Here is a 19,543-nt window from a genome sequence, read left to right as displayed (position 1 = left end):
AACGGATGCGCCCGTTTAAGAGGGCAAATTGATCGGGTGGGGTCAGCGTAGCGGCGCGGGCCCCTCGTCCGGCGGGAGGGGGCCGGACGGGATGCCCTGGGCGGTGCCCGCCCGCGCGGCACTCGCCAGGTCCGCCAGCGCCGCCTCCTCGCGGCCGGCCGCCCGGTGCAGCCGGGCCCGCTGCTCGTACGCCCAGACGTACCCCGGCACCAGCGCGACCGCCCGGTCCAGGTCGGCGAGCGCCTCCGCGACGCGCCCCAGTTCCGCGAGGGCTGTCGACCGGCTCCCCAGCGCCCACGCGTACCCGGGGTCGAGGGCGAGCGCCCGCCCGTACTCCTCGACGGCCTCCTCGCAGCGCCCCGCGAACCGGTACACGTCGCCGCGCTCGCCGAGCACCCACGCCCACGACGGCGACAGCCGCTCGGCCCGGTCCAGGTCGGCGAGCGCGCCCTCGGTGTCGTCGAGCACCCGCCGCACATGGGCCCGGCGCACCAGCGCCCAGCCGTAGTCCGGGTCGATGGCAAGGGCCCGGTCGAAGTCCGCCAACGCCTCGGCGGGCAGGCCGAGTTGGGCCTTCGCCTGACCCCGGCTGCCCCAGATCAGCGCGTCGCCGGGGTCGAGCGCGAGGGCCCGGCCGAGTTCGGCGACCGCCTCCTCGTAGCGGCCCGCGCGCCGGTGGGTCTCGCCGCGCTCGCGGGGCGCGCGGGGCCGGCCCGGCTCCAGCTCCTCCAGCCGGTCGAGGTCGGCGAACGCGGCCGCGTGGTCGCCGACGGCCCGGTGCGCGACGGCCCGCCCGTGGTGGGCGTCGGCGCTGCGCGCGTCCAGGGTGAGGGCCCGCCGGTGGTCGGCCAGCGACTCCTCGTACGCCTCGGTCCTGAAGTGGCCCCAGGCGCGGGCGATGTGCACGGCGACCCGGTCCTGGTCGGTGAGTTCGGGGCGGGCCAGCATCATGCCGAGGACGTCGATGCAGTGCCGGCGTTCGGCGGCGAGCGCGGCGAGGCAGGCGGCGCCCCATTTGCGCAGCGGTTCGCGGTTGCCGTCCTCGCCCGCCTCGGCGATCGCCTGCGCCCAGCGGCGGGCGGTGACCGTGCCCTGCCGGCAAGCCGCGATGCCGTCGCGCAGCGCGTCCGGGAACGCGCCCGCGGGGTCGGCGCACAGCCGGTGGTACAGCTCCTCCAGGCGCGGCTCGCGCCAGGCCTCGTCGCGCCAGTGCTCGCCGGGCCCGGCCTCGGCCGCGGCCCGCTCCCGCGCGTACCAGGCGGCGAGCCGTTCGTGCCCGGCCCGCCAGCGCTGCGGCGACGAGGTGCGCTGGAGGCGCTGCATGGGGGCGCGGACGACGTCGTGGTACTTGATCCGGCCGCCCTGGTCCCGGACGAACGGAAGCGACCTCAGCCAGCCGAACAGCCCGTCCGCGTCCCCGCTCACGGCCGCGCGGAACACGTCCTCGTCGAGGCGTCGCGGCAGCGCGCCTTCGAGCGCGGCGGACCGGCGCACCGGGTCGGGCTCCCACTTGAGGAACCGCTCCACCGCCGTGGCGCTGGGGTCGCCGATGTCGCCCGGCGTCGCGGGCCGGCTGCCCGCGAGGGTGCTGACGAGCACCGGGAGCCGCCCGGAGAGCCGCAGCACATCGCGTACGACGTCTTCGTCCAACACCCCTTTGGAAGTGAGGAGTTGGCGGGCCTCGTCCTCGGTGAAGGGTTCCAGGGGGAGGTCGGCGACGAAGTCCGCGGCGGCGGGCCAGCGCAGCGGGTCGTGCCAGCCCTGCCCGGACAGCGTGACGACCGTGTTGGCGGGCAGCCCGCCGTACCGGTCGGTGGTGATCAGATCGCGCAGCCAGCCGTCGAGGAAGGCGCCGGTCCGCTCGTAGGTGTCGAAGAAGACGGCCACCCACGGCACTTGGGCGGCGACGCGCCCCAGCTCCGCCACGAAGACGGGCGTGAGCACGCGCAGCGGGTCGAGCACCAGCTGCACGTCCTCCTGGCGGCCGAGCCGCGCGCTGAGCGCCACCCTCAACCGCTCGGCGCCCTGGGCGAGTTGGGCCGCGTCGACGGCTCCGGCCACCGCCCCGACCCCGGGCACCAGACCGATCCCGGCGAGGCCCGCCTGCGCGGCGACGACCGCCCCCGCCGAGGGCCCCGGGCCGGGTCCGGCCCCGGCCGCCTCGGCCTCGTACCGGCGCTGGCGGTAGGTGGCCAGGATCCGGTCGAGCGCCTTGAGCGGCTGCCCCTGCCGCGCGAAGTGCGCGCTGATCGCGCCCAGCGCCTCGGGAACGCTGTTGACGCCCTCGTCGGTGTACGCGGTCAGCGCCCCGCGCTCCAGCGCCGCCTGCTCCAGCTCCCGCACCAGGAACGTCTTGCCGACCCCGGCGTTGCCGCGCACGGAGTAGACGAACCGGTGCTGCTCGTCGTCGACCGGGATGTCGAAGTTCCGCTGGAAGGCGGCGAGTTCCCCCCGCCGCCCCACGAACCCGGCCCGCTTGCGCCGCCGGATGAGGTCCTGCATAGAAGCCTGCACGCCCCCCACCACTCCCCCCAACCCCCGTCAGCCGAGACCGAGATACTCCCCGGGGTCGACCATATCGGGCAGCGCCACGGCGCCGTGGGGGCGCAGTCCGTGGAGATACACCGCGACGTGCCGCGCGGCGAGCGCCCCCGCCGCCTCGGGCGGCAGATGCGGCATGGGCCGGCACGCCATCGCCGCCGCCCCGACCAGGTCGAACGGCGTGATGTCGGCCCGCAGCACGCCTTCGTCCCGCCCCTCGGCGAGTACTTCTTCCAACGCGCCCAGAATCGCCCGCTGAAGCTTCCGTACGCGGGGGTCGCGCACCACGGGACCTCCGATCAGCGGCATGACCAGCCGGTCGCGCTGCTCGACGACCCGCCGGAACATCCCGTCGAGCACCGCCACCGCACCGCCCCCGGCCGCGCGGGCCGCCTCGACGGCGGCGAGGCCCGTCTCGAACCCCTCCAGAGCGACGTCCGTGATGAGCGCGTCCCGGTCGGGGAAGCGCCGGTAGAGCGTCCCGATGCCGACCCCGGCCCGCCGGGCGATGTCGTCGAGGGCGACCGCCGTGCCCTGTTCGCGGAACAGCTCCCGGGCCGCGGCCAGGATCTTCTCCCGGTTCCGCCGGGCATCGGCGCGCAGTCCTGTCATACGGAACATGCTAGGCGCCCTGAATTAACTGGAGCTTTTCCTCCACATAGGGCGTACGGTGGAACGGCCGGCCAACGGCACACCCGCCGCCGCACAGAGAGGCACAGCCATGTCCACCGCACCCGAGGACCGCTTCTTCGTACTCAAGCGGGGCGAGACCCGCCCCACCCGAGTCCCACTCCCGCCCGGCTTCGGCGTGAAGGTCACCACCACCGACAGCGAGAGCCGCCTGGCCGTCCTGGAGAACCGCCTGGACGTCGACATCCCGCCCCATGTCCACGAGCTGATGGACGAGTTCGTGTACGTGCTGGAGGGCGAGATGGAGATCGACTACAAGGGCACCACGCACCGCCTGACCGCGGGCATGTCCGCCCTCCTCCCCCACGGCATCCCCCACGCCATGCGCAACGCCTCGAACCCCCCGGTCCGCGCCCTGCAGATCTCGACACCGGGCGGCTGGGACCGCTTCGTGGAGGCCCTGTTCGAAGCGGGCCCGACGATCCGCACCCCGCAGGGGGAGATGGACCTGGAGAAGGTCAACGCCCTGGGGGAGAAGTACGGGATGCGGTACACACGGGGGACGATGGCGCTGGACTGACACCCCGGTTCCCGTCGGGCACCGGGCAGTCCGGAGAGTCCAGCCACACCCGCTCGCCGTCGCCGTCCACGGTGAGCCCGAAGCGGGTGAAGCCAGGGTGCCCCTGCTCCTTCCACCATCGGTAGGCCGCTTCCGTCTCGTCCCAGAGCCTGCGCGGGCCGGATTGGACCACCACGTACTCACTCGCTCCCGGCTCGTAATCCGCCGACGCCCATGAGCGGGTGTCGGTGCTGTACGTCCACAGCGTGTAGGAGCCGTCGTCGTACCGCTCGGCACGCCAGAACGCCCCGGGCATCTGTAGCCCGATCACGAACTGTTCGAGCCACCCGCCGATATCGGCGGGGGACAGCGTGCTCGTGGTCCTGGCTCCGCCTGCGGGCCACTGCCGACCCTTGAGATAGGCGTCGAAAGGCGGGCGTTCCGTGCGCTGCTGGCGCAGGCGCATGAAGGCGCTGGAGCGGGTGAAAGGGCCGTTCGCCGTCCCGTCGTCGGCAACGGTCAGGCGCGCGATGCACTCGCCGCCGTAGTCCGTTCCCCACGGGGTGACGATGACCCCGCCGGGCCGGGTCTGCTCGATCCAGGTCCGGGGCACCTCCCCGACCGAGCACGTAGCGATGACGCGGTCGAACGGAGCACCGGCGGGATGGCCCAAGCGGCCGTCCCCCACGAGAGCCAGGGGCGCGAGGCCGGCTCGCCGGAGGTTCTCCACGGCGCCCTTGGACACGTCCTCGTCGTACTCGATGCTGATCACGTGCGCACCGCCGAGCCGGGCAGCGAGAAGACCCGCGTTCCAGCCCGTGCCCGTGCCGATTTCGAGAACGTGGTGCCCTTCTTGCACTTCAAGGTCGACGAGCATCGAGAAGACCATGCGCGGCATGGAATTGGAGCTTGTCGGCGTGGCTCCCCGTCCGTCACCGCTGTGCCGTCCGTCGTCCCACTGCGTGGTCAAGGGGATGTCGGAGTACACCGCCGTGAACCACGCGTCGGGATCGTTGGCCCGGTCCACCAACGCCGTCTGTTCGGTGCCGTCCGCGATGCCCGGCCAGATGCGGCCAGGCACGAACAGCTCACGGGGGACCGCCTCGAACGTCGGCAGCCAGTCAGGAGTCAGCGCACCCGCTTCCACGAGCGCGGAGGCGAGCCTCGAAAGGCCCGCCTCCTCTGTGCGTTCGCTCACGGGTACCTACTTACCCGTCGCGGGGCCGGAGCCGTCGGATGTGTTGCCGCCCTCGTCGGAGCCGCCGCCCCCATGCTTGGCGCCGCTGTTGCTGTCGTCCTGCTGGCTTCCACCCTGGCCGCTTCCGGACCCGCCGCCGTGCTGTCCACCCATGGGATGCTCCTCATGTCGTTGGGGTGCTGGTTTGTGCGACCCGCCCGGCCGTCTCCGCTTCACGGGGCGTGCGACCGGCCGGGGACTTGCCCCAACCCCCGGCCGGAAACGATCCATTCCTCGTGGCCTCACCGGGGGCGGGAGTCTCAGTTGTCCGCCCGCTCGCGTCGCGGCTCGACGGACGGGAGCGGCGCGATCTCCCGCTTCCCCACGTTCAACTCCAGGCGGCGCACCAGGGCCAGCAGGCGATCCGGCTCGCTTGGCGGGCGGAACGCGTCGGTCTCCCACTGCTCCCCGCCCTTGAGTGGCACCAGTGTGACCGTACGCGTGTCGGCATCCCACGCGACAGCTTCCCCAAGCCGCCCGCCCCGCGCGTCCTTGACCAGTTCGCCGGATGCGGGAACCCACCAAGGGCCGACGGGTCCCGGTGCCACTGCCCACATCAGAGCGACCCCACAGGGCGCGTCCACACGCGCGCCTGCCATGTCTCCGCGTCGGTCGGCGATCGCAGGACGCCAGGGCTCACGGTCCACTCGGCGCCACCACCGGGCGGAACGAGGTACGCGGACCCCTCGAACAGCTTGCGTACCTCACCGATCCGGCCGGTCGTCGTGTCCACCGCGCACGTTCCCGTGGTGGGGATCCAGATACCCGACGACGTGTCGGCGAGCTCCCGCCTGCGCTGGTGATCAGTTTCCGTTCTGCGAGCCATCTCGGCCCCCGTCCGCTCGACGCTGGGATACCGAGAAGCTACGGCCACAGAAGAGCACAATCCACGTACCCAGCACGGTAGTTGGCGGTGCCAGTGCCGGAACTACCACGCTCCGCAGCGTCTAACCAGCGACCCCAAGATGAGTCGCCATGCTCCGCATTTCTTGAGTGAGGGTCCGCTTACGCGTCTTGAGTAGATCGGCCATGACGTACCGGGCCATCGGCTGATGAGTCAGCCACTCGCCGGACGTACGGCGAAGCTGCGTCAGCTCGCCCATGGCGTCTTGATGGGAACCCGTCATGATGTGTGCGCGGGCCACATCGAGCCGGTGACGACCCCAGTTCGGCGCTGTCGGCCTGCCGTAGCTCCGCAGCGCCTTGCCGCTCAAGATCCCGTCATCGGCGCGCCGGAGAACGCCCCGAGCATCACCCACCAGGGACAGGTCCTCAACAGCTTTCAGCTCCGCCGTGACGGGGCCAAAACCGCCCCAATGCTCGGGGAAACTCTCATCTTCGGTGTTCAACGCGCTAGAGGCTGTCGCCGCCATCCTGCGGGCTTCCTGTGCCACGTCCGGCCGGTTGTTCCGCACGGACGCCGACGCGACCCTGAGCCACAGCTCACCCCACACAGCGAGGCGTGCGGGAGTCGCCTCTGACATACGAGGCTCGATGTCCGCCGCCGTCTGCGCCGCCAGCTGCTCCGCTTCATCGAACCTGTCTTGCCTCAGCAGCAGCCAGCAGAGCCCCACAACTCCCGTTGGCGCCAACTGGGTTTGGCCAGTCTCACGGGCAAGCCTGATCGCTTCCACCAACGCGAAATAGCCCATGTCGTACTGCCGTACCTGTGTCAGGTACTTGCCCGTCAGCAGCAATGCGTGGCAGCGCGCGATGATCGCGTGTTGCTGCTCCTCGCCGTCCAGGACAGACACAGCAACCTCAGAGCTGCGCAGCAGCGACGGAAGGCGCCTCGCAACCGCCCCGTACTGGTCTGCCCAGTAGAGTGCGTGCCCTTCCTGTACGCCCCTACGCAGCGCCGACAGCTCCCCGGCCTCCTCAGGCACGGAGAGGGGCACAGAGAGCCCTACGGCGGGCATCAGAGCCCGTCGCAGCTCCGCGAGGTATCGCCGGTTCGCTTCATCCTCTGTGCCAAGCACGGACTTTGGCGCTTCGGTGGCGAACAGCGTTGATGTGGAGACCCCCAGCGCACGGGCCAGGGCCGTAAGGGTCTCCATGCTGACGTGTCCGCCCTGCTCGACCTTGCGGACGGTACTCAGGGACAAGTCGGCGGCTTCGGCCAGACCTTCCTGGCTCAGCCCGGCGGTGCGGCGGTACTTCCTGACGTTGTCGGCCAACCCTGTGGACATGGGATCACCCTTCCGCTTACGCCCAGCGTATGCCCACGTCCTGCTCGCAGGCACGCCAAAGACCCCGCCCCCGTCCCAGCGGGACAGGCGCGGGGCCAGGGGCGCGGACGGCTGCAACTTCCCTGTACCGACAAGGGGGTTGGCCGCCACGCCCCCGGCCCGCGAAGGGATCCCGCACCCCAGCCGAGCGCTACTCCACCACCGGCAGCAGCTCCGGCAGATGGCCGTCCGAGGCGTGGGCCGCGTTCACGCGCTCCTGGGGGACCTCTCCGTACAGCGTCGTGCGCGGGCGGGACGGGCGGCCCGCCGCGTCCGCGATCGCCACGAGGTCCTTGACGGAGCGGTACGAGCCGTAACTGGAGCCCGCCATACGGGAGATGGTCTCCTCCATCAGGGTGCCGCCCAGGTCGTTCGCCCCCGAGCGCAGCATCTCGGCGGCCCCCTCCGTGCCCAGCTTCACCCAGCTGGTCTGGATGTTGGGGATGTACGGGTGGAGCAACAACCTCGCCATGGCTGTCACCGCCCTGTTGTCGCGGGTCGTCGGGCCCGGACGCGCGATGCCCGCCAGGTACACCGGGGCGTTCGTGTGAATGAAGGGCAGCGTCACGAACTCCGTGAACCCGCCGGTCTGTTGCTGGATCCGCGCCAGCGTGCGGAAGTGGCCCAGCCAGTGGCGCGGCTGGTCGACGTGTCCGTACATCATCGTGGAAGACGAGCGGATGCCGAGCTCGTGGGCCGTCGTCACCACCTCGATCCAGGTGGCCGTCGGCAGCTTGCCCTTGGTCAGGATCCAGCGGACCTCGTCGTCCAGGATCTCCGCCGCCGTGCCCGGAATCGAGTCGAGGCCCGCTTCCTTGGCCGCCGTCAGCCACTCCCGGATCGACATGCCGGTGCGCGTCGCGCCGTTCACGACCTCCATCGGCGAGAACGCGTGGACGTGCATCCCCGGCACCCGCTCCTTCACCGCCTTCGCGATGTCGAAGTACGCCGTGCCGGGCAGGTCGGGGTGGATGCCGCCCTGCATGCAGACCTCGACCGCCCCCACGTCCCAGGCCTGTTCGGCCCGGTCCGCCACCTGCGACAGGGACAGCGTGTAGGCGTCGGCGTCCGTGCGGCGCTGCGCGAAGGCGCAGAAGCGGCAGCCGGTGTAGCAGACGTTGGTGAAGTTGATGTTCCGCGTGACGATGTACGTCACGTCGTCGCCCACCACCGACTTGCGGACGTCGTCGGCCACCGCGCACAGCGCGTCCAGCGCCTCGCCGTCCGCGTGCAGCAGGGCGAGCGCCTCGGCGTCGGTCAGCTTCGTCGGGTCGTCGGCGGCCACCGCGAGCGCCTGGCGTACGTCCGCGTCGATGCGGGAGGGGACCATGCCCGGGGCCGCCGCCTCGCGCAGCGCGCCCCAGTCGCCGTACACGGAGTCGAAGTCCTCGCGGCGGTCCGAGGTGCGGCCCTCGGTGTCGATGGTGTGGTGCAGGTCCGTGCGGCCGGACGCCGCGAACCCTTCGTCCGGCTCCTGCCAGGGCAGGCCCCGGACCTCCGCCGCCTCGTTCGCAAGTCCCGTCTCCGGGTCCGCGAGGGCGCGTACGTGCGGAAGCAGCCGCGGGTCGAGCCACGGCTCGCCGCGCTGCACGAACTCCGGGTAGATGCACAGCCGTTCACGCAGCGCGAAGCCCTCCGCCCCGGATTTGGCGGCCAGTTCGTCGATCTGCGGCCACGGGCGCTCCGGGTTCACATGGTCGATGGTGACCGGCGAGACACCGCCCCAGTCGTCGATGCCCGCGCCGATGAGCCGCCCGTACTCCCCCGCGACCAGGTTCGGCGGCGCCTGCAGGCAGGCCGCCGGGCCCATGATGTGCCGGGCCACCGCGACCGTCGCCACCAGGTCGTCCAGGTCGGCGTCCGGCATGCCGCGCATCGCCGTGTCCGGCTTGGCGCGGAAGTTCTGGATGATCAGTTCCTGGATGCCGTGGTACGAGCGCGCGACGCGGCGCAGCGCGAACAGGGACTCCGCGCGCTCCTCGTACGTCTCGCCGATGCCGATCAGCAGACCGCTGGTGAACGGCACCGACGAGCGGCCCGCGTCCTCCAGCACCCGCAGCCGCACGGCCGGTTCCTTGTCCGGGGAGCCGTGGTGCGGGCCGCCCGGCTCGGACCACAGCCGGGTCGCGGTCGTCTCCAGCATCATGCCCATGGAGGGGGCGACCGGCTTGAGGCGCTGGAAGTCGGTCCACGACAGCACCCCGGGGTTGAGGTGCGGCAGCAGCCCGGTCTCCTCCAGGATGCGGATCGACATGGCGCGCACATACGCGATGGTGTCGTCGTAGCCGTGCGCGTCGAGCCATTCGCGGGCCTCGGGCCAGCGGTCCTCGGGCTTGTCGCCGAGCGTGATCAGGGCTTCCTTGCAGCCGAGTTCGGCGCCCCGGCGGGCGATGTCGAGCACCTCGTCGGGGGACATGAACATCCCGTGCCCGGCCCGGCGCAGCTTGCCGGGCACGGTGACGAAGGTGCAGTAGTGGCACTTGTCCCGGCACAGCCGGGTGAGCGGGATGAACACGCTCTTGGAGTACGTGATGATCCCCGGCCGGCCCGCGGCTTCGAGGCCCGCGTCGCGGACCCGGGCGGCGGAGCCGGTGAGGTCGGCGAGGTCGGCGCCGCGCGCCTGGAGCAGCACGGCGGCCTCGGCGACATCGAGCGCGACACCGTCCCTGGCGCGTTTCAGCGCGCGCCGCATCGAGTTGGCGGTCGGTGCGGCGGAGGCCTGCGGAGCGGGGCCGGATCCTTCTGCCTGCGGGGGCTGCGCGCTGGAAGTCATCCTCCGAGGATACGAGCGTGCGTTTGACCGCGCGGCGGGCACCACCCCCGGCCGCCATCTGCCGCCCGCCGCCTGGTCGTTTCCGGCCAATCTGCTCGAAAGGGCCTCAATACGCAGCGCGTCCGCACCGATACTGGGGGTCGCTCCGGGCCCGAGCGCGACACCCGTGCAAGTCGACGAAGTGGGATGGGACCGACGTGACTTCAAAGGGAACGCGACCGGCAGCCGCAGTGAGCCTCTACCCGGAACTGGACGAAGCAGCGCTCGCGCAGGTCGTGGAGGCGCTGCGCTCCGGCGACACCTCACGGCTCGCCCCCGCGCGGGCCGCCGAGGTGGCCGAGGCACGGAAGGCGGCGACCTTCCTGGACGGCGTGGGGGTGCCGGTCGGCGACGGCGTGGAGCTCGACGCCGCGTTATGGCTGCACAACGGCGCCGGACCGCACCCGCTGATCGTGATGCCCTCGCCGTGGGCCAAGCAGGGCTGGACCGTCTACGCGGTGCAGGCGCTGCGCTTCGCCCGCCGCGGCTATCACGTACTGGCCTACACCGCGCGGGGCTTCGGCGAGTCCGGCGGCGAGGTCGAGGTGGCCGGTGACGCGGACATCGCGGACGGCATCAAGGCGCTCGACTACCTCATCGCCCAGGCCGGCGGCCCGAGCGCGACGGGCCGGATCGGGTTCCTGGGCGACTCGTACGGCTCCGGCATCAGCCAGCTGGTCGCCGCCGAGGACCCCCGGGTGCACGCCGTGGTCGCGCTCAGCACCTGGGGCGACCTGGGCGAGGCGTTCTACGAGAACGACACCCGGCACGTCGCCGCCGTGAGCACCCTGCTCGGCGCGGCCAAGACCGCCCGGCTCAGCGCGCGCACCCAGCAGGCCTTCGACGACGTACTGGCCAACCGGAACGTCGAGGAGACGCTGAGGTGGGCGGCCGCGCGCTCGCCGTACCACCGGGTCGGCAAGCTCAACGAGCGCCAGGTGCCGGTGCTGTTCGCGAACGCCTGGCACGAGACGCTGTTCCCGAGCAATCAGACGCTGAAGATGTTCAACGCGCTGAGCGGCCCCAAGCGGCTGCTGCTGTCGATCGGTGACCATTCGGGTCCGGAGATGACCGGCATCCTGGGGCTGCCCAACCGGATCTGGCAGGAGGCGCACCGCTGGTTCGACCGCCACCTGCTCGAAGGGGACGGCGCCGGCGCGGAGAGCACCGCCGTCTTCGACGCCGACTCCGGCGCCGAGGACCAGATCGTCAGCGAGATCATGTGGAGCCGCGCGCTGGAGACCCGGCCCACCTGGCACGCGGCCACCGGCGACCCGGAGCGGTTCTATCTGGCCGGGCCCGCCGAGGGTGCCAAGGACGGCGGGCTCCTGGACAAGCCCGGCAACGGCTGGCGCACCACGTTCACCACCGGCACCGACACCCCCGCGACGGTCGCGGACGCCATCCTGCTCACCGGGTACGCCGAGCTGGCCGGGCTGCCCAAGGCGTACCGGACCGGCCGGATCGACCGGGGCGCGGCCGGGGTGTGGAAGACCGCGCCCCTGCCGTCCCGGCACCAGCTGCGGGGCGTGCCCCGGCTGCGGGTGACGGTCGCGCCGAGCGCGGCGGAGTCGACGTTCGTGGCGTACCTCTTCGACGTGAACGCGCTCGGGATCGCCCGCATCATCACGCACGCGCCGTACACCGTGCTCGGCGGCGCTCCCGACGCTCCGGCCACGGTCGACATCGCGCTCCAGGCCACCGGGTACGACGTGCAGGCCGGGCACCGCCTGATGCTGGTCCTGGACTCGGTGGACCCGTTCTACGGTCCCGCCGCCGAGACGCCCGGCACCATCGCGGTCACCTCGCCCGACGAGGACCCGTCGTATCTGGAGCTCCCGCTGAGCTGAGGACCGGGGGCGGCCCGCCGGACCGGGCCGCCCCTCCCGCGGGCCTACAGGTACCGCGCGTACTCATCGAGGACCTTGAGCACCCCCGTCTCGTCCGCGGGCGGCAGCTGGAGGACAACCTCCTCGATGCCGAGGTCCGCGTAGTGCGCCAGCTTGCCCGGGGCCGGCAGCACCGCGTAGGGCACGACCTGGAGGTCCTCGGGCGCGCGCCCGGCCGCCTCCCACGCCCGGCGGAGCACCGGCAGCGACTCGGTGAGGCCGCGCCCGCCGATCGGCAGCCAGCCGTCCGCGTACTCGGCGATGTGCGCGAACAGCCTGGGTCCCGCGGCCCCGCCGATCAGGGTGCGCGGCGCCCCGTTCCGCACCGGCTTGGGATGGGCGTACGAGGCCTTCACCGAGCCGAACTCGCCTTCGTGGGCGGTCGGTTCGGCCGCCCACAGGGCGCGCATCAGGGCGAAGCGGTCCCGGCCGAGGTCACGCCGGGCCGACCACTGGACGCCGTGGTCGGCGGCCTCCTCCCGGTTCCAGCCGAAGCCGAGACCGAGTGTGAAGCGCCCGCCGGAGAGGTGGTCGAGCGTGGCGATCTGCTTGGCGAGGCCGATCGGATCGTGCTGGGCGATCAGCGTGATCCCGGTGCCGAGGTGGAGGTCCTCGGTCACCGCGGCGGCCTGGCCGAGCGCGACGAACGGGTCGAGGGTGCGGCCGTACTCGGGCGGCAGCTCACCGCCCGCCGGGTACGGGGTGACCCGCTCCACCGGGATGTGGGTGTGTTCCGGCAGGTAGAACCCGGAGAAACCGCGCTGCTCCAGCTCGCGCGCGATGCGGACGGGCGTGATCGTCTCGTCGGTCAGGAAGATCGTGGTGGCGATGCGCATCGGCATACCTTCCGGTCGGTCTGCGGTGGGGGTCACTTCCTATCGGGAGTGCCGCGCGGCCGCAAGGGACGGCTCAACTCCGCGACTCCCCGCGTTCACGCGCGGGTACGACAGTGAGCGGGCACCCCCCAGCACCTCCTCCCGCACCCCTCCAATCACTGGGAGCTCCGGTCATGACCGAGAACGGATCCGGATCCATCGGCAGACGAGGACTCATCGTGACGGGCGCGGCCGCCGCCCTTACCTTGGGAACCGTGAACTTCGCGAACGCGGAACCCGGCGGCGGCGCGAGCGCCGGTCGCCCCGACGAGACGAAGACAGTGCGCGGCACCCTGCCGCCCGGCTCCCCCGACTTCGTGTACCTGCCGGTCGAAGTGCCGGACGGCGTAAGGGAGTTGGCGGTCTCGTACACGTACGAGAAGCCCACCGTCCCGGCCGGCACCCAGGGCAACGCCCTCGACATCGGCGTCTTCGACGAGCGCGGCACGGCGCTCGGCGGGGCGGGCTTCCGGGGCTGGTCGGGCGGGGCGCGCACGGAGTTCTTCGTCCGCGCCGACGACGCGACCCCGGGCTATCTGCCGGGCCCGGTGCACGCCGGGACCTGGCACATCGCGCTCGGCCCGTACACGGTCGCCCCGCAGGGCCTGGCGTACACGGTGACGATCACGCTGAAGTACGGCGCCTCCTCCCCCACCCCGAAGCCCGTCTACCCGCCGCAGCGCGCCAAGGGCCGGGGCCGGGCCTGGTACCGGGGCGACTGCCACTTGCACTCGGTGTACTCCGACGGCAAGCGCACCCCCGCCGAGATCGCGGCGCTGGCCCGCGCGGCGGGGCTGGACTTCATCAACACCTCGGAGCACAACACCAATTCGGCGCACCGGGCGTGGCAGGGCCTGTGGGGCGACGACCTGCTGATCATGACGGGCGAGGAGATCACGACCCGCAACGGCCACGTGGTCGCCCTCGGGCTGGAGGGCGGCACCTTCATCGACTGGCGCTACCGGGCCCGGGACAACCGCTTCGGCCACTTCGCGCGCGAGGTCCGCCGGGCGGGCGGCCTGGTCGTCCCCGCCCACCCGCACGCCACCTGCGTCGGCTGCAACTGGAAGTTCGGCTTCGGCGAGGCGGACGCGGTGGAGGTGTGGAACGGCCCCTACACCCCGGACGACGAGGTGACCCTCCAAGAATGGGACAACTCCCTTACGGTTGCCCTCCGTTCGGACAGGCCGTGGACCCCCGCGATGGGCAACAGCGACGCGCACCGCGACCCGGACCGCATCGGCGGCCCCCAGACCGTCGTGCTGGCCGACGACCTGACCCGCGAGTCGATCCAGGCGGGCCTGAAGGCGGGCCGCTCGTACGTGGCGGAGTCCGCGGCGGTGTCGCTGTCGTTCTCCGTCGCCGGGGGCCGCGGCCGGCACGCGGGCATCGGCGAACGCCTGCGAGCAGCCCCCGACGAGACGGTCACGGCCCACCTGGAGGTCACCGGCGCCCCCGGCTGCTCGATCGCCTTCGTCACCGACCAGGGCACCCTGTACACCACCCAGCTCCCCGCTTCGGGCACGGGCACCGCGGAGTGGCAGACGACCCCGGCCTACGCGACCTACGTACGCGCCGAAGTCCGCCACGCCCCGATCATCCCGGGTCTGCCGGGGCAGCTGGCGGCGTTCACGAATCCGGTGTTCCTGGGCGGCCGGTAACCCGGCGTAACCCCGCTGCCGTGCTTATCGTTGTACTGCGCGGCTGCACTCGATCAAGCGGGCGGCAGCGGGGAGGAGCGCCAAAGTGACTGTTCTTGAAGAAGACAGGATCAACATGGCCGACCACGGCGACGATCTCGACAGCTGGTTCGAGCGACTCGAGCGGATGCCCGTCCCCGAGGGATACAGGGTCGAGATCGTCGAGGGGGCCGTCCATATGACGCCGCAGCGGAACGTGCACTGGCAGATCATCCGCAGGATCCTGCACGCCCTTGAGGCCAGGTTCGGGATGGATGTCGTCGTGCTGTCGGATGTGCGCATCGACTTCCCCGGGCATCTCAACGGATTCAGCCCGGACCTGGCCAAGGTCCGGGACGGTGTCGGGGAGGATGCCCACGGCCGCTGGCGTTACCAGGACATCGAGTTCGTGGCCGAGGTCATCTCCAAAGGGACCGCGACCAACGACTACGGCTCGAAGAAGCTGACGTATGCCACCGCAGGCGTGCCCGTGTACATGATCGCCGACCCCTACACCGGCAAGTGCCACGTCTACACCGACCCCAAGAAGGGCGACTACCGGACCGAGCTCAGCGTCGCCTTCGGAGCGGAGATCGATCTGACCGGGACCGTGGTCGACCTCACACTCCCCACCGACGGATTCCCTCGCGACTGAGCCCCCGCCGTACCCTCGCCCCATGACCAGCAGTACTCCCCAGTCCGTCGACCGTGCCCTGGCGATCCTCGATGCCGTGGCCGACGCGCCGGGCCCGGTCGGGGCCAAGGCGCTGGCCCGGGGCCTGGGGTGTTCCCTGTCGACCGTGTACCACCTGCTCGGGCCGCTCACCGCGCGCGGGCACCTCACCCGCACCGCCGAGGGGTACGCGCCGGGCCCGCGGGTGCCCGCGCTGCACCGGTCCTTCCAGCGGCATCTGCGCCTCGCCCCCGGCATCGGCGAACTCCTCCCGCGACTGCGCCGGGCCACCGGCGCGGAGGCGTACTACACCGCGTACCGGGGCGGTCTGATCACCGTGGTCGACAGCACCGCCCCCGTCACCGACACCGCGAACCCCTTCACCCCGGGCCCCGAGATCCGCGCCCACGCCACCGCTCACGGCAAGGCGCTGCTCGCCGGGCTCCCCCGGCCGGTGCGGCGCCGCTACCTCGCCGATCACGGCATGGCCAGGTTCACCGACCGTACGATCACCGCCGCCGACCGCTTCGAGGCCGAGCTGGCCCGGGTGCGCGGGCAGGGCTTCGCCGTGTCGATGGGCGAGGCGGACCCGGCGTACACCTGCCTCGCCGTGGCCCTGCCGGGCCCGCGCGCGGACGGCACGGTGCATGCCCTGTCGGTGTCGCTGGAGACCGCCGAGTTCCGCGGGCGGCACGGCGCGATCCGGGCGGCGGTGACCCGGGCGGCGGCGGAGCTGGCCGCGGCTTGACCGGCCCCCCGCTTTCCGACCCCCTCGGAATCCTGCCCACCCCCGCTTGCAGCGCCCCCGCGCCACCGGCACCGTGGAAGGCATGATCTTCATCGCTGTCAGGTTCACCGTCCGCCCCGAGCACGCCGACGACTGGCCGGCCATCGTGGACGACTTCACCCGGGCCACCCGCGCCGAGCCGGGCAACCTGTTCTACGACTGGTCGCGCAGCCTGGACGACCCGAACCAGTACACCCTCCTCGAAGCCTTCGCCGACTCGGCCGCGGGCGCGGCGCACGTCGACTCCGAGCACTTCCGGGCGGGCATGGAGTCGATGGCCGGCGCCATCGCCACCACCCCGGAGATCATCAACGTCGAGGTGCCGGGCCAGGGTTGGAGCAAGATGGCCGAGCTGTCCCCGAAGAACGGCTAGCCCGGCCAGACGATCGACTGGAGTTCGCTGTACGCGTGCAGCGCGTACGAGCCGACATCGCGCCCCACCCCGCTCTTCTTGAAGCCGCCGAACGGCGCCTCCATGTTGCGGCCGACGGTGTTCACGCCGACCCCGCCCGCGCGCAGCCGGCGGGCGACCCGGAAGGCCCGCGCCACGTCGCCGGACCAGACGTAGTCGAGCAGCCCGAAGTCGCTGTCGTTGGCCAGCGCGATGCCTTCCTCCTCGTCGTCGAAGGGGACGACCACGACGACCGGTCCGAAGATCTCCTCCCGGACCACCCGCATGTCGTTGGTGCAGTCGGCGAGGAGGGTCGGGGCGACGTAGAACCCCCGTGGGAAATCCGGGCGTTGGCCGCCGGCCACCACTCTCGCCCCCTCCTTCCTGCCCAGTTCGACGTAGGCCTCGACGCGGTCGCGGTGCGCGGCGGAGATCACCGGTCCGACCACCGTGCCCCGCGCCGCCGGATCCCCCACCGTCATGAAGCCGAGGTATCCGGTGAGCCTGTCGATCAGCTGGTCGTGGACGCCGCGCTGGACCAGGACGCGGGTCGGCGCGGTGCAGATCTGCCCGCTGTAGAAGGCGAACGTCGTGCCGATGCCCGAGGTCGCCGAGTCGAGGTCGGCGTCATCGAACACGAGCGCCGCGCCCTTGCCGCCCAGCTCCATCAACTGCCGCTTCATGTCCCGCCCGCACACCTCGGCGATGCGCTGCCCCACCGACGTACTGCCGGTGAAGCTCACCATGTCGACGTCCGGCGAGTCGACGGCCGCCTCCCCCACGGCGGGAGCCGACCCGGTGACGACGTTCACGACCCCGCGCGGCACCCCGGCCTCCTCCAGCGCCTCGGCCATCCTGAACACGGAGAGCGGATCCTGCGGGGCGGGTTTGACCACGACGGTGTTGCCCATGGCGAGCGCGGGCGCGACCTTGCCCGCCGGGTTGGCCCAGGGATTGTTGTACGAGGTGATGCAGCTGACCACCCCGACCGGCTGCCGCACGGCGAGCGCCCCGAACACCCCGGCCTTCCCCATGGGCCCCGCTTCGTTGATCTGCGGCACAAGAGCCTGCTCGGCCGGCTCCAGGGCACCCTTCGCGTACCGCCGGAACCGCGAGACACCGACCCCTACCTGCATGCCGCGCGCGGTGGCGGTGGTGGCGCCGGTCTCGGCGCGGGCGAGTTCGGCGTTCCGGGCGAAGTCGCGCTGCATGAGGTCGGCGGCCCGGTCGAGGATCGCGGCCCGCTCCTCGGGACGCGTACGGGACCAGGCCCCGAAGGCCTCCCGAGCGGCCGCGGCAGCCCGGTACACCTGGTCCCGACTGGCCTCGGGAGCGAACCCGACAAGGTCCTCGGTGGCGGGGTTGACGATCGGATAGCACCCGCCGTCCCCCTCAACCCACTCCCCGCCGATGAACAACTTCCGTGCGTCCACGCTCACTTGGTGGTCACCGTCCTGGTGTCGCGTCCGGACCGGAGCACCGTGCCGGGCACGGCACCCGTCACCCGGTCGTCGCGGATCGTCTCGACGCCGTTGACCCGGACCGAGACGATCCCGATCGCCTTGGAGTCGAGCCGGGGGCTGTCGCCGGGCAGATCGTGGACGAGGGTGGCGGGCCCGGCCTCGATGCGAGCGGGGTCGAAGAGAACGAGGTCGGCGTGCCACCCCTCCTCCACCCGCCCCCGCTCCCTGAGCCCGAACAGCCGGGCGGGATCGTCGGTGAGCATTTGCACCGCCCGTTCCAGGGGGACGAGTTTGCGGCCGCGCAGACAGTCGCCGAGGAAGCGCGTGGTGTACGGGGCCCCGCACATCCGGTCGAGGTGCGCCCCCGCGTCGGACCCGCCGAGCAGTACGTCCTCGTGCTCCCAGGTCTCGCGCCGCAGCGCCCAGGTGGCGGGGTCGTTGTCGGTGGGCATGGGCCAAAGGACCGTACGCAGACGGTCGTTGGCGCATATTTCGACGAGGCAGCGGAAGGGATCGAGCCCGCGCTCGGCAGCGATGTCGTTGACGACCCGCCCGGAGAGCCCCTCGTTCTCAGGACTGTAGGTGTCCCCGATGACATACCGCCCGAAATTGGCAAGCCGCCGAAAGATCCCGGCCTCCTTGCTGTCGGCGCGGCGCAGCATCTCGGCCCGTACGTCGGCGTCGAGCAGCTGGGTGATGCGTTCGGGGAGGGGAAGGCCGAGGATCTCGCCCCAGCCCGGGATGAGGTTGAGGGCGCAGAAGGTGCCGAGGGACATGTTCATGGGGGTGAGGATCGGCATGGTGAGGGCGACGATGCGGCCACCGGCCTTGCGGGCGCGCTCACTTGGGACGAGCTGGCGCGGTACGCGTTCGGGTACGGCGGCGTCGATGGTGAGGACGTTCCAGTTGAGCGGCCGCCCGGCAGCGGCACTCATCTCCACAAGAAGCTCGATCTCGTCGTCCCCGAACTGATCGAGACACCCGGCGACGATGGCTTCGAGCTGGGTGCCCTCGTGCTCCCCAACAGCCCGGCTGAGAGCGAGGAGTTCACCGGGAAGGGCATGACGCGACGCGACAGGTCGCCCGTCCCCGTCGGAATGGGTGGAGGACTGGGTGGTGGAGAGCCCCCAGGCACCGGCGTCCATGGCGTCGTGGAGGAGGGCGAGCATGGCGTCGAGCTGGGCGGGAGTGGGCTGACCACCAACAGCATCGGCCCCCATGACATGCCGCCGCAGCGCACAGTGCCCCACCATGAACCCGGCATTGACGGAGATGCGCCCGTCGAGCGCGGCGAGGTACTCCCCGAAGGATGCCCACCCCCAACCGACCCCCTCCTCAAGGGCCTTGAGGGACATGCCCTCGACCTTGGACATCATGCGGCGGGTGTAGTCGGCGTCCTCGGGGCGGTCCGGGTTGAGCGGGGCGAGGGTGAACCCGCAGTTGCCGCCGGCGACGGTGGTGACGCCGTGGTTCATGGACGGCGTGGCGTACGGGTCCCAGAAGAGCTGGGCGTCGTAGTGAGTGTGCGGGTCGACGAACCCGGGGGCGAGGACGAGGCCGGTGGCGTCCTCGCGCGTGCGGGTGTCCTCGGTGACGGTGCCGGGGTCGGCGACGACGGCGATCCTGCCGTCCCGGATCCCGACGTCGGCGAGCCGGGCCGGGGCCCCGGTCCCGTCCACGACGGTGGCCCCGGTGATGAGGTGGTCGAGCATGGCGGTCCCTTTCCTGTCCTGGTACGCGGGTGTGCCCCCGCCTTGCCGGGTACGCGGGTGTGCCCCG

At 71.9% G+C, this 19,543-nt stretch carries 16 protein-coding genes; 6 read left to right on the top strand and 10 right to left on the bottom strand.

From position 1 onward, the window contains the following. Nucleotides 1-42: 42 nt before the first annotated feature. Nucleotides 43-2,514 carry a tetratricopeptide repeat protein gene (locus tag ACIQ8J_RS29435; protein WP_403275671.1) on the bottom strand — a complete coding sequence of 824 codons (2,472 nt, stop codon included), beginning with the start codon at nt 2,512-2,514 and terminating at the stop codon, nt 43-45. 27 nt (nt 2,515-2,541) lie between these two features. After that, nucleotides 2,542-3,153: a TetR/AcrR family transcriptional regulator gene (locus ACIQ8J_RS29430; RefSeq protein WP_403275670.1), complete on the bottom strand. Its 612-nt coding sequence runs from the start codon at nt 3,151-3,153 to the stop codon at nt 2,542-2,544. Nucleotides 3,154-3,262: 109 nt separating this feature from the next. On the opposite strand from ACIQ8J_RS29430, the gene ACIQ8J_RS29425 reads away from it, so the two are divergent. Beyond that, entirely contained in the window at nt 3,263-3,751 is a 489-nt protein-coding gene (locus ACIQ8J_RS29425) for a cupin domain-containing protein (protein ID WP_403275669.1), read from the top strand. Here ACIQ8J_RS29425 and ACIQ8J_RS29420 read toward each other — a convergent pair. From ACIQ8J_RS29420 to ACIQ8J_RS29400, 5 genes are all read right to left on the bottom strand, one after another. Next, entirely contained in the window at nt 3,690-4,928 is a 1,239-nt protein-coding gene (locus ACIQ8J_RS29420; RefSeq protein ID WP_403275667.1) for a methyltransferase domain-containing protein, read from the bottom strand. The two genes, ACIQ8J_RS29425 and ACIQ8J_RS29420, sit on opposite strands and share 62 nt — an antisense overlap. A 6-nt stretch (nt 4,929-4,934) precedes the next feature. Beyond that, the gene (locus ACIQ8J_RS29415) at nt 4,935-5,081 is read right to left on the bottom strand and encodes a hypothetical protein (RefSeq protein ID WP_176732480.1); all 147 of its coding nucleotides are present in this window, start codon (nt 5,079-5,081) and stop codon (nt 4,935-4,937) included. A gap of 146 nt (nt 5,082-5,227) precedes the next feature. Continuing rightward, nucleotides 5,228-5,392, bottom strand: a complete 165-nt coding sequence (locus tag ACIQ8J_RS29410; RefSeq protein WP_403275664.1) for a hypothetical protein — start codon at nt 5,390-5,392, stop codon at nt 5,228-5,230. A gap of 522 nt (nt 5,393-5,914) precedes the next feature. Continuing rightward, entirely contained in the window at nt 5,915-7,156 is a 1,242-nt protein-coding gene (locus ACIQ8J_RS29405; RefSeq protein WP_403275663.1) for a helix-turn-helix domain-containing protein, read from the bottom strand. A 190-nt stretch (nt 7,157-7,346) separates the two neighbouring features. Continuing rightward, nucleotides 7,347-9,968 (bottom strand): bifunctional FO biosynthesis protein CofGH, encoded by a 2,622-nt coding sequence (locus ACIQ8J_RS29400; RefSeq protein WP_403275661.1) that lies wholly within the window; start codon nt 9,966-9,968, stop codon nt 7,347-7,349. A gap of 230 nt (nt 9,969-10,198) precedes the next feature. On the opposite strand from ACIQ8J_RS29400, the gene ACIQ8J_RS29395 reads away from it, so the two are divergent. Then, entirely contained in the window at nt 10,199-11,857 is a 1,659-nt protein-coding gene (locus tag ACIQ8J_RS29395) for a CocE/NonD family hydrolase (protein WP_403275660.1), read from the top strand. 44 nt (nt 11,858-11,901) lie between these two features. Here ACIQ8J_RS29395 and ACIQ8J_RS29390 read toward each other — a convergent pair whose 3' ends face one another. Next, the gene (locus ACIQ8J_RS29390) at nt 11,902-12,732 is read right to left on the bottom strand and encodes a TIGR03619 family F420-dependent LLM class oxidoreductase (RefSeq protein WP_403275658.1); all 831 of its coding nucleotides are present in this window, start codon (nt 12,730-12,732) and stop codon (nt 11,902-11,904) included. Between the two features lie 173 nt (nt 12,733-12,905). Here ACIQ8J_RS29390 and ACIQ8J_RS29385 point away from each other — a divergent pair, with 173 nt between their 5' ends. The 4 genes from ACIQ8J_RS29385 (at nt 12,906) to ACIQ8J_RS29370 (ending at nt 16,283) form a co-directional block, all read left to right on the top strand. Continuing rightward, nucleotides 12,906-14,432, top strand: coding sequence for a CehA/McbA family metallohydrolase (locus ACIQ8J_RS29385; protein WP_403275656.1), 1,527 nt, complete (start codon nt 12,906-12,908; stop codon nt 14,430-14,432). A gap of 85 nt (nt 14,433-14,517) precedes the next feature. Then, nucleotides 14,518-15,105, top strand: coding sequence for a Uma2 family endonuclease (locus ACIQ8J_RS29380; protein WP_403275654.1), 588 nt, complete (start codon nt 14,518-14,520; stop codon nt 15,103-15,105). Nucleotides 15,106-15,127: 22 nt separating this feature from the next. Continuing rightward, complete coding sequence (locus tag ACIQ8J_RS29375) at nt 15,128-15,871, top strand: IclR family transcriptional regulator (protein WP_403275653.1); 744 nt, start codon at nt 15,128-15,130, stop codon at nt 15,869-15,871. An 82-nt stretch (nt 15,872-15,953) separates the two neighbouring features. Continuing rightward, a complete protein-coding gene (locus ACIQ8J_RS29370; protein ID WP_403275651.1) occupies nt 15,954-16,283 on the top strand; it encodes a putative quinol monooxygenase in 330 nt (109 codons plus the stop codon). On the opposite strand, the gene ACIQ8J_RS29365 is transcribed toward ACIQ8J_RS29370, so the two are convergent. Continuing rightward, nucleotides 16,280-17,734 carry an aldehyde dehydrogenase family protein gene (locus tag ACIQ8J_RS29365; RefSeq protein ID WP_403275650.1) on the bottom strand — a complete coding sequence of 485 codons (1,455 nt, stop codon included), beginning with the start codon at nt 17,732-17,734 and terminating at the stop codon, nt 16,280-16,282. The two genes, ACIQ8J_RS29370 and ACIQ8J_RS29365, sit on opposite strands and share 4 nt — an antisense overlap. A gap of 2 nt (nt 17,735-17,736) precedes the next feature. Beyond that, nucleotides 17,737-19,476 (bottom strand): amidohydrolase family protein, encoded by a 1,740-nt coding sequence (locus tag ACIQ8J_RS29360; RefSeq protein ID WP_403275649.1) that lies wholly within the window; start codon nt 19,474-19,476, stop codon nt 17,737-17,739. Nucleotides 19,477-19,543 lie beyond the last annotated feature (67 nt).

The organism is Streptomyces sp. NPDC094147 (genome assembly GCF_044764265.1).
GTDB lineage: Bacteria > Actinomycetota > Actinomycetes > Streptomycetales > Streptomycetaceae > Streptomyces.
Note: the sequence above shows the minus strand (reverse complement) of the source record. Positions and strands in the feature narration are given on the sequence as shown.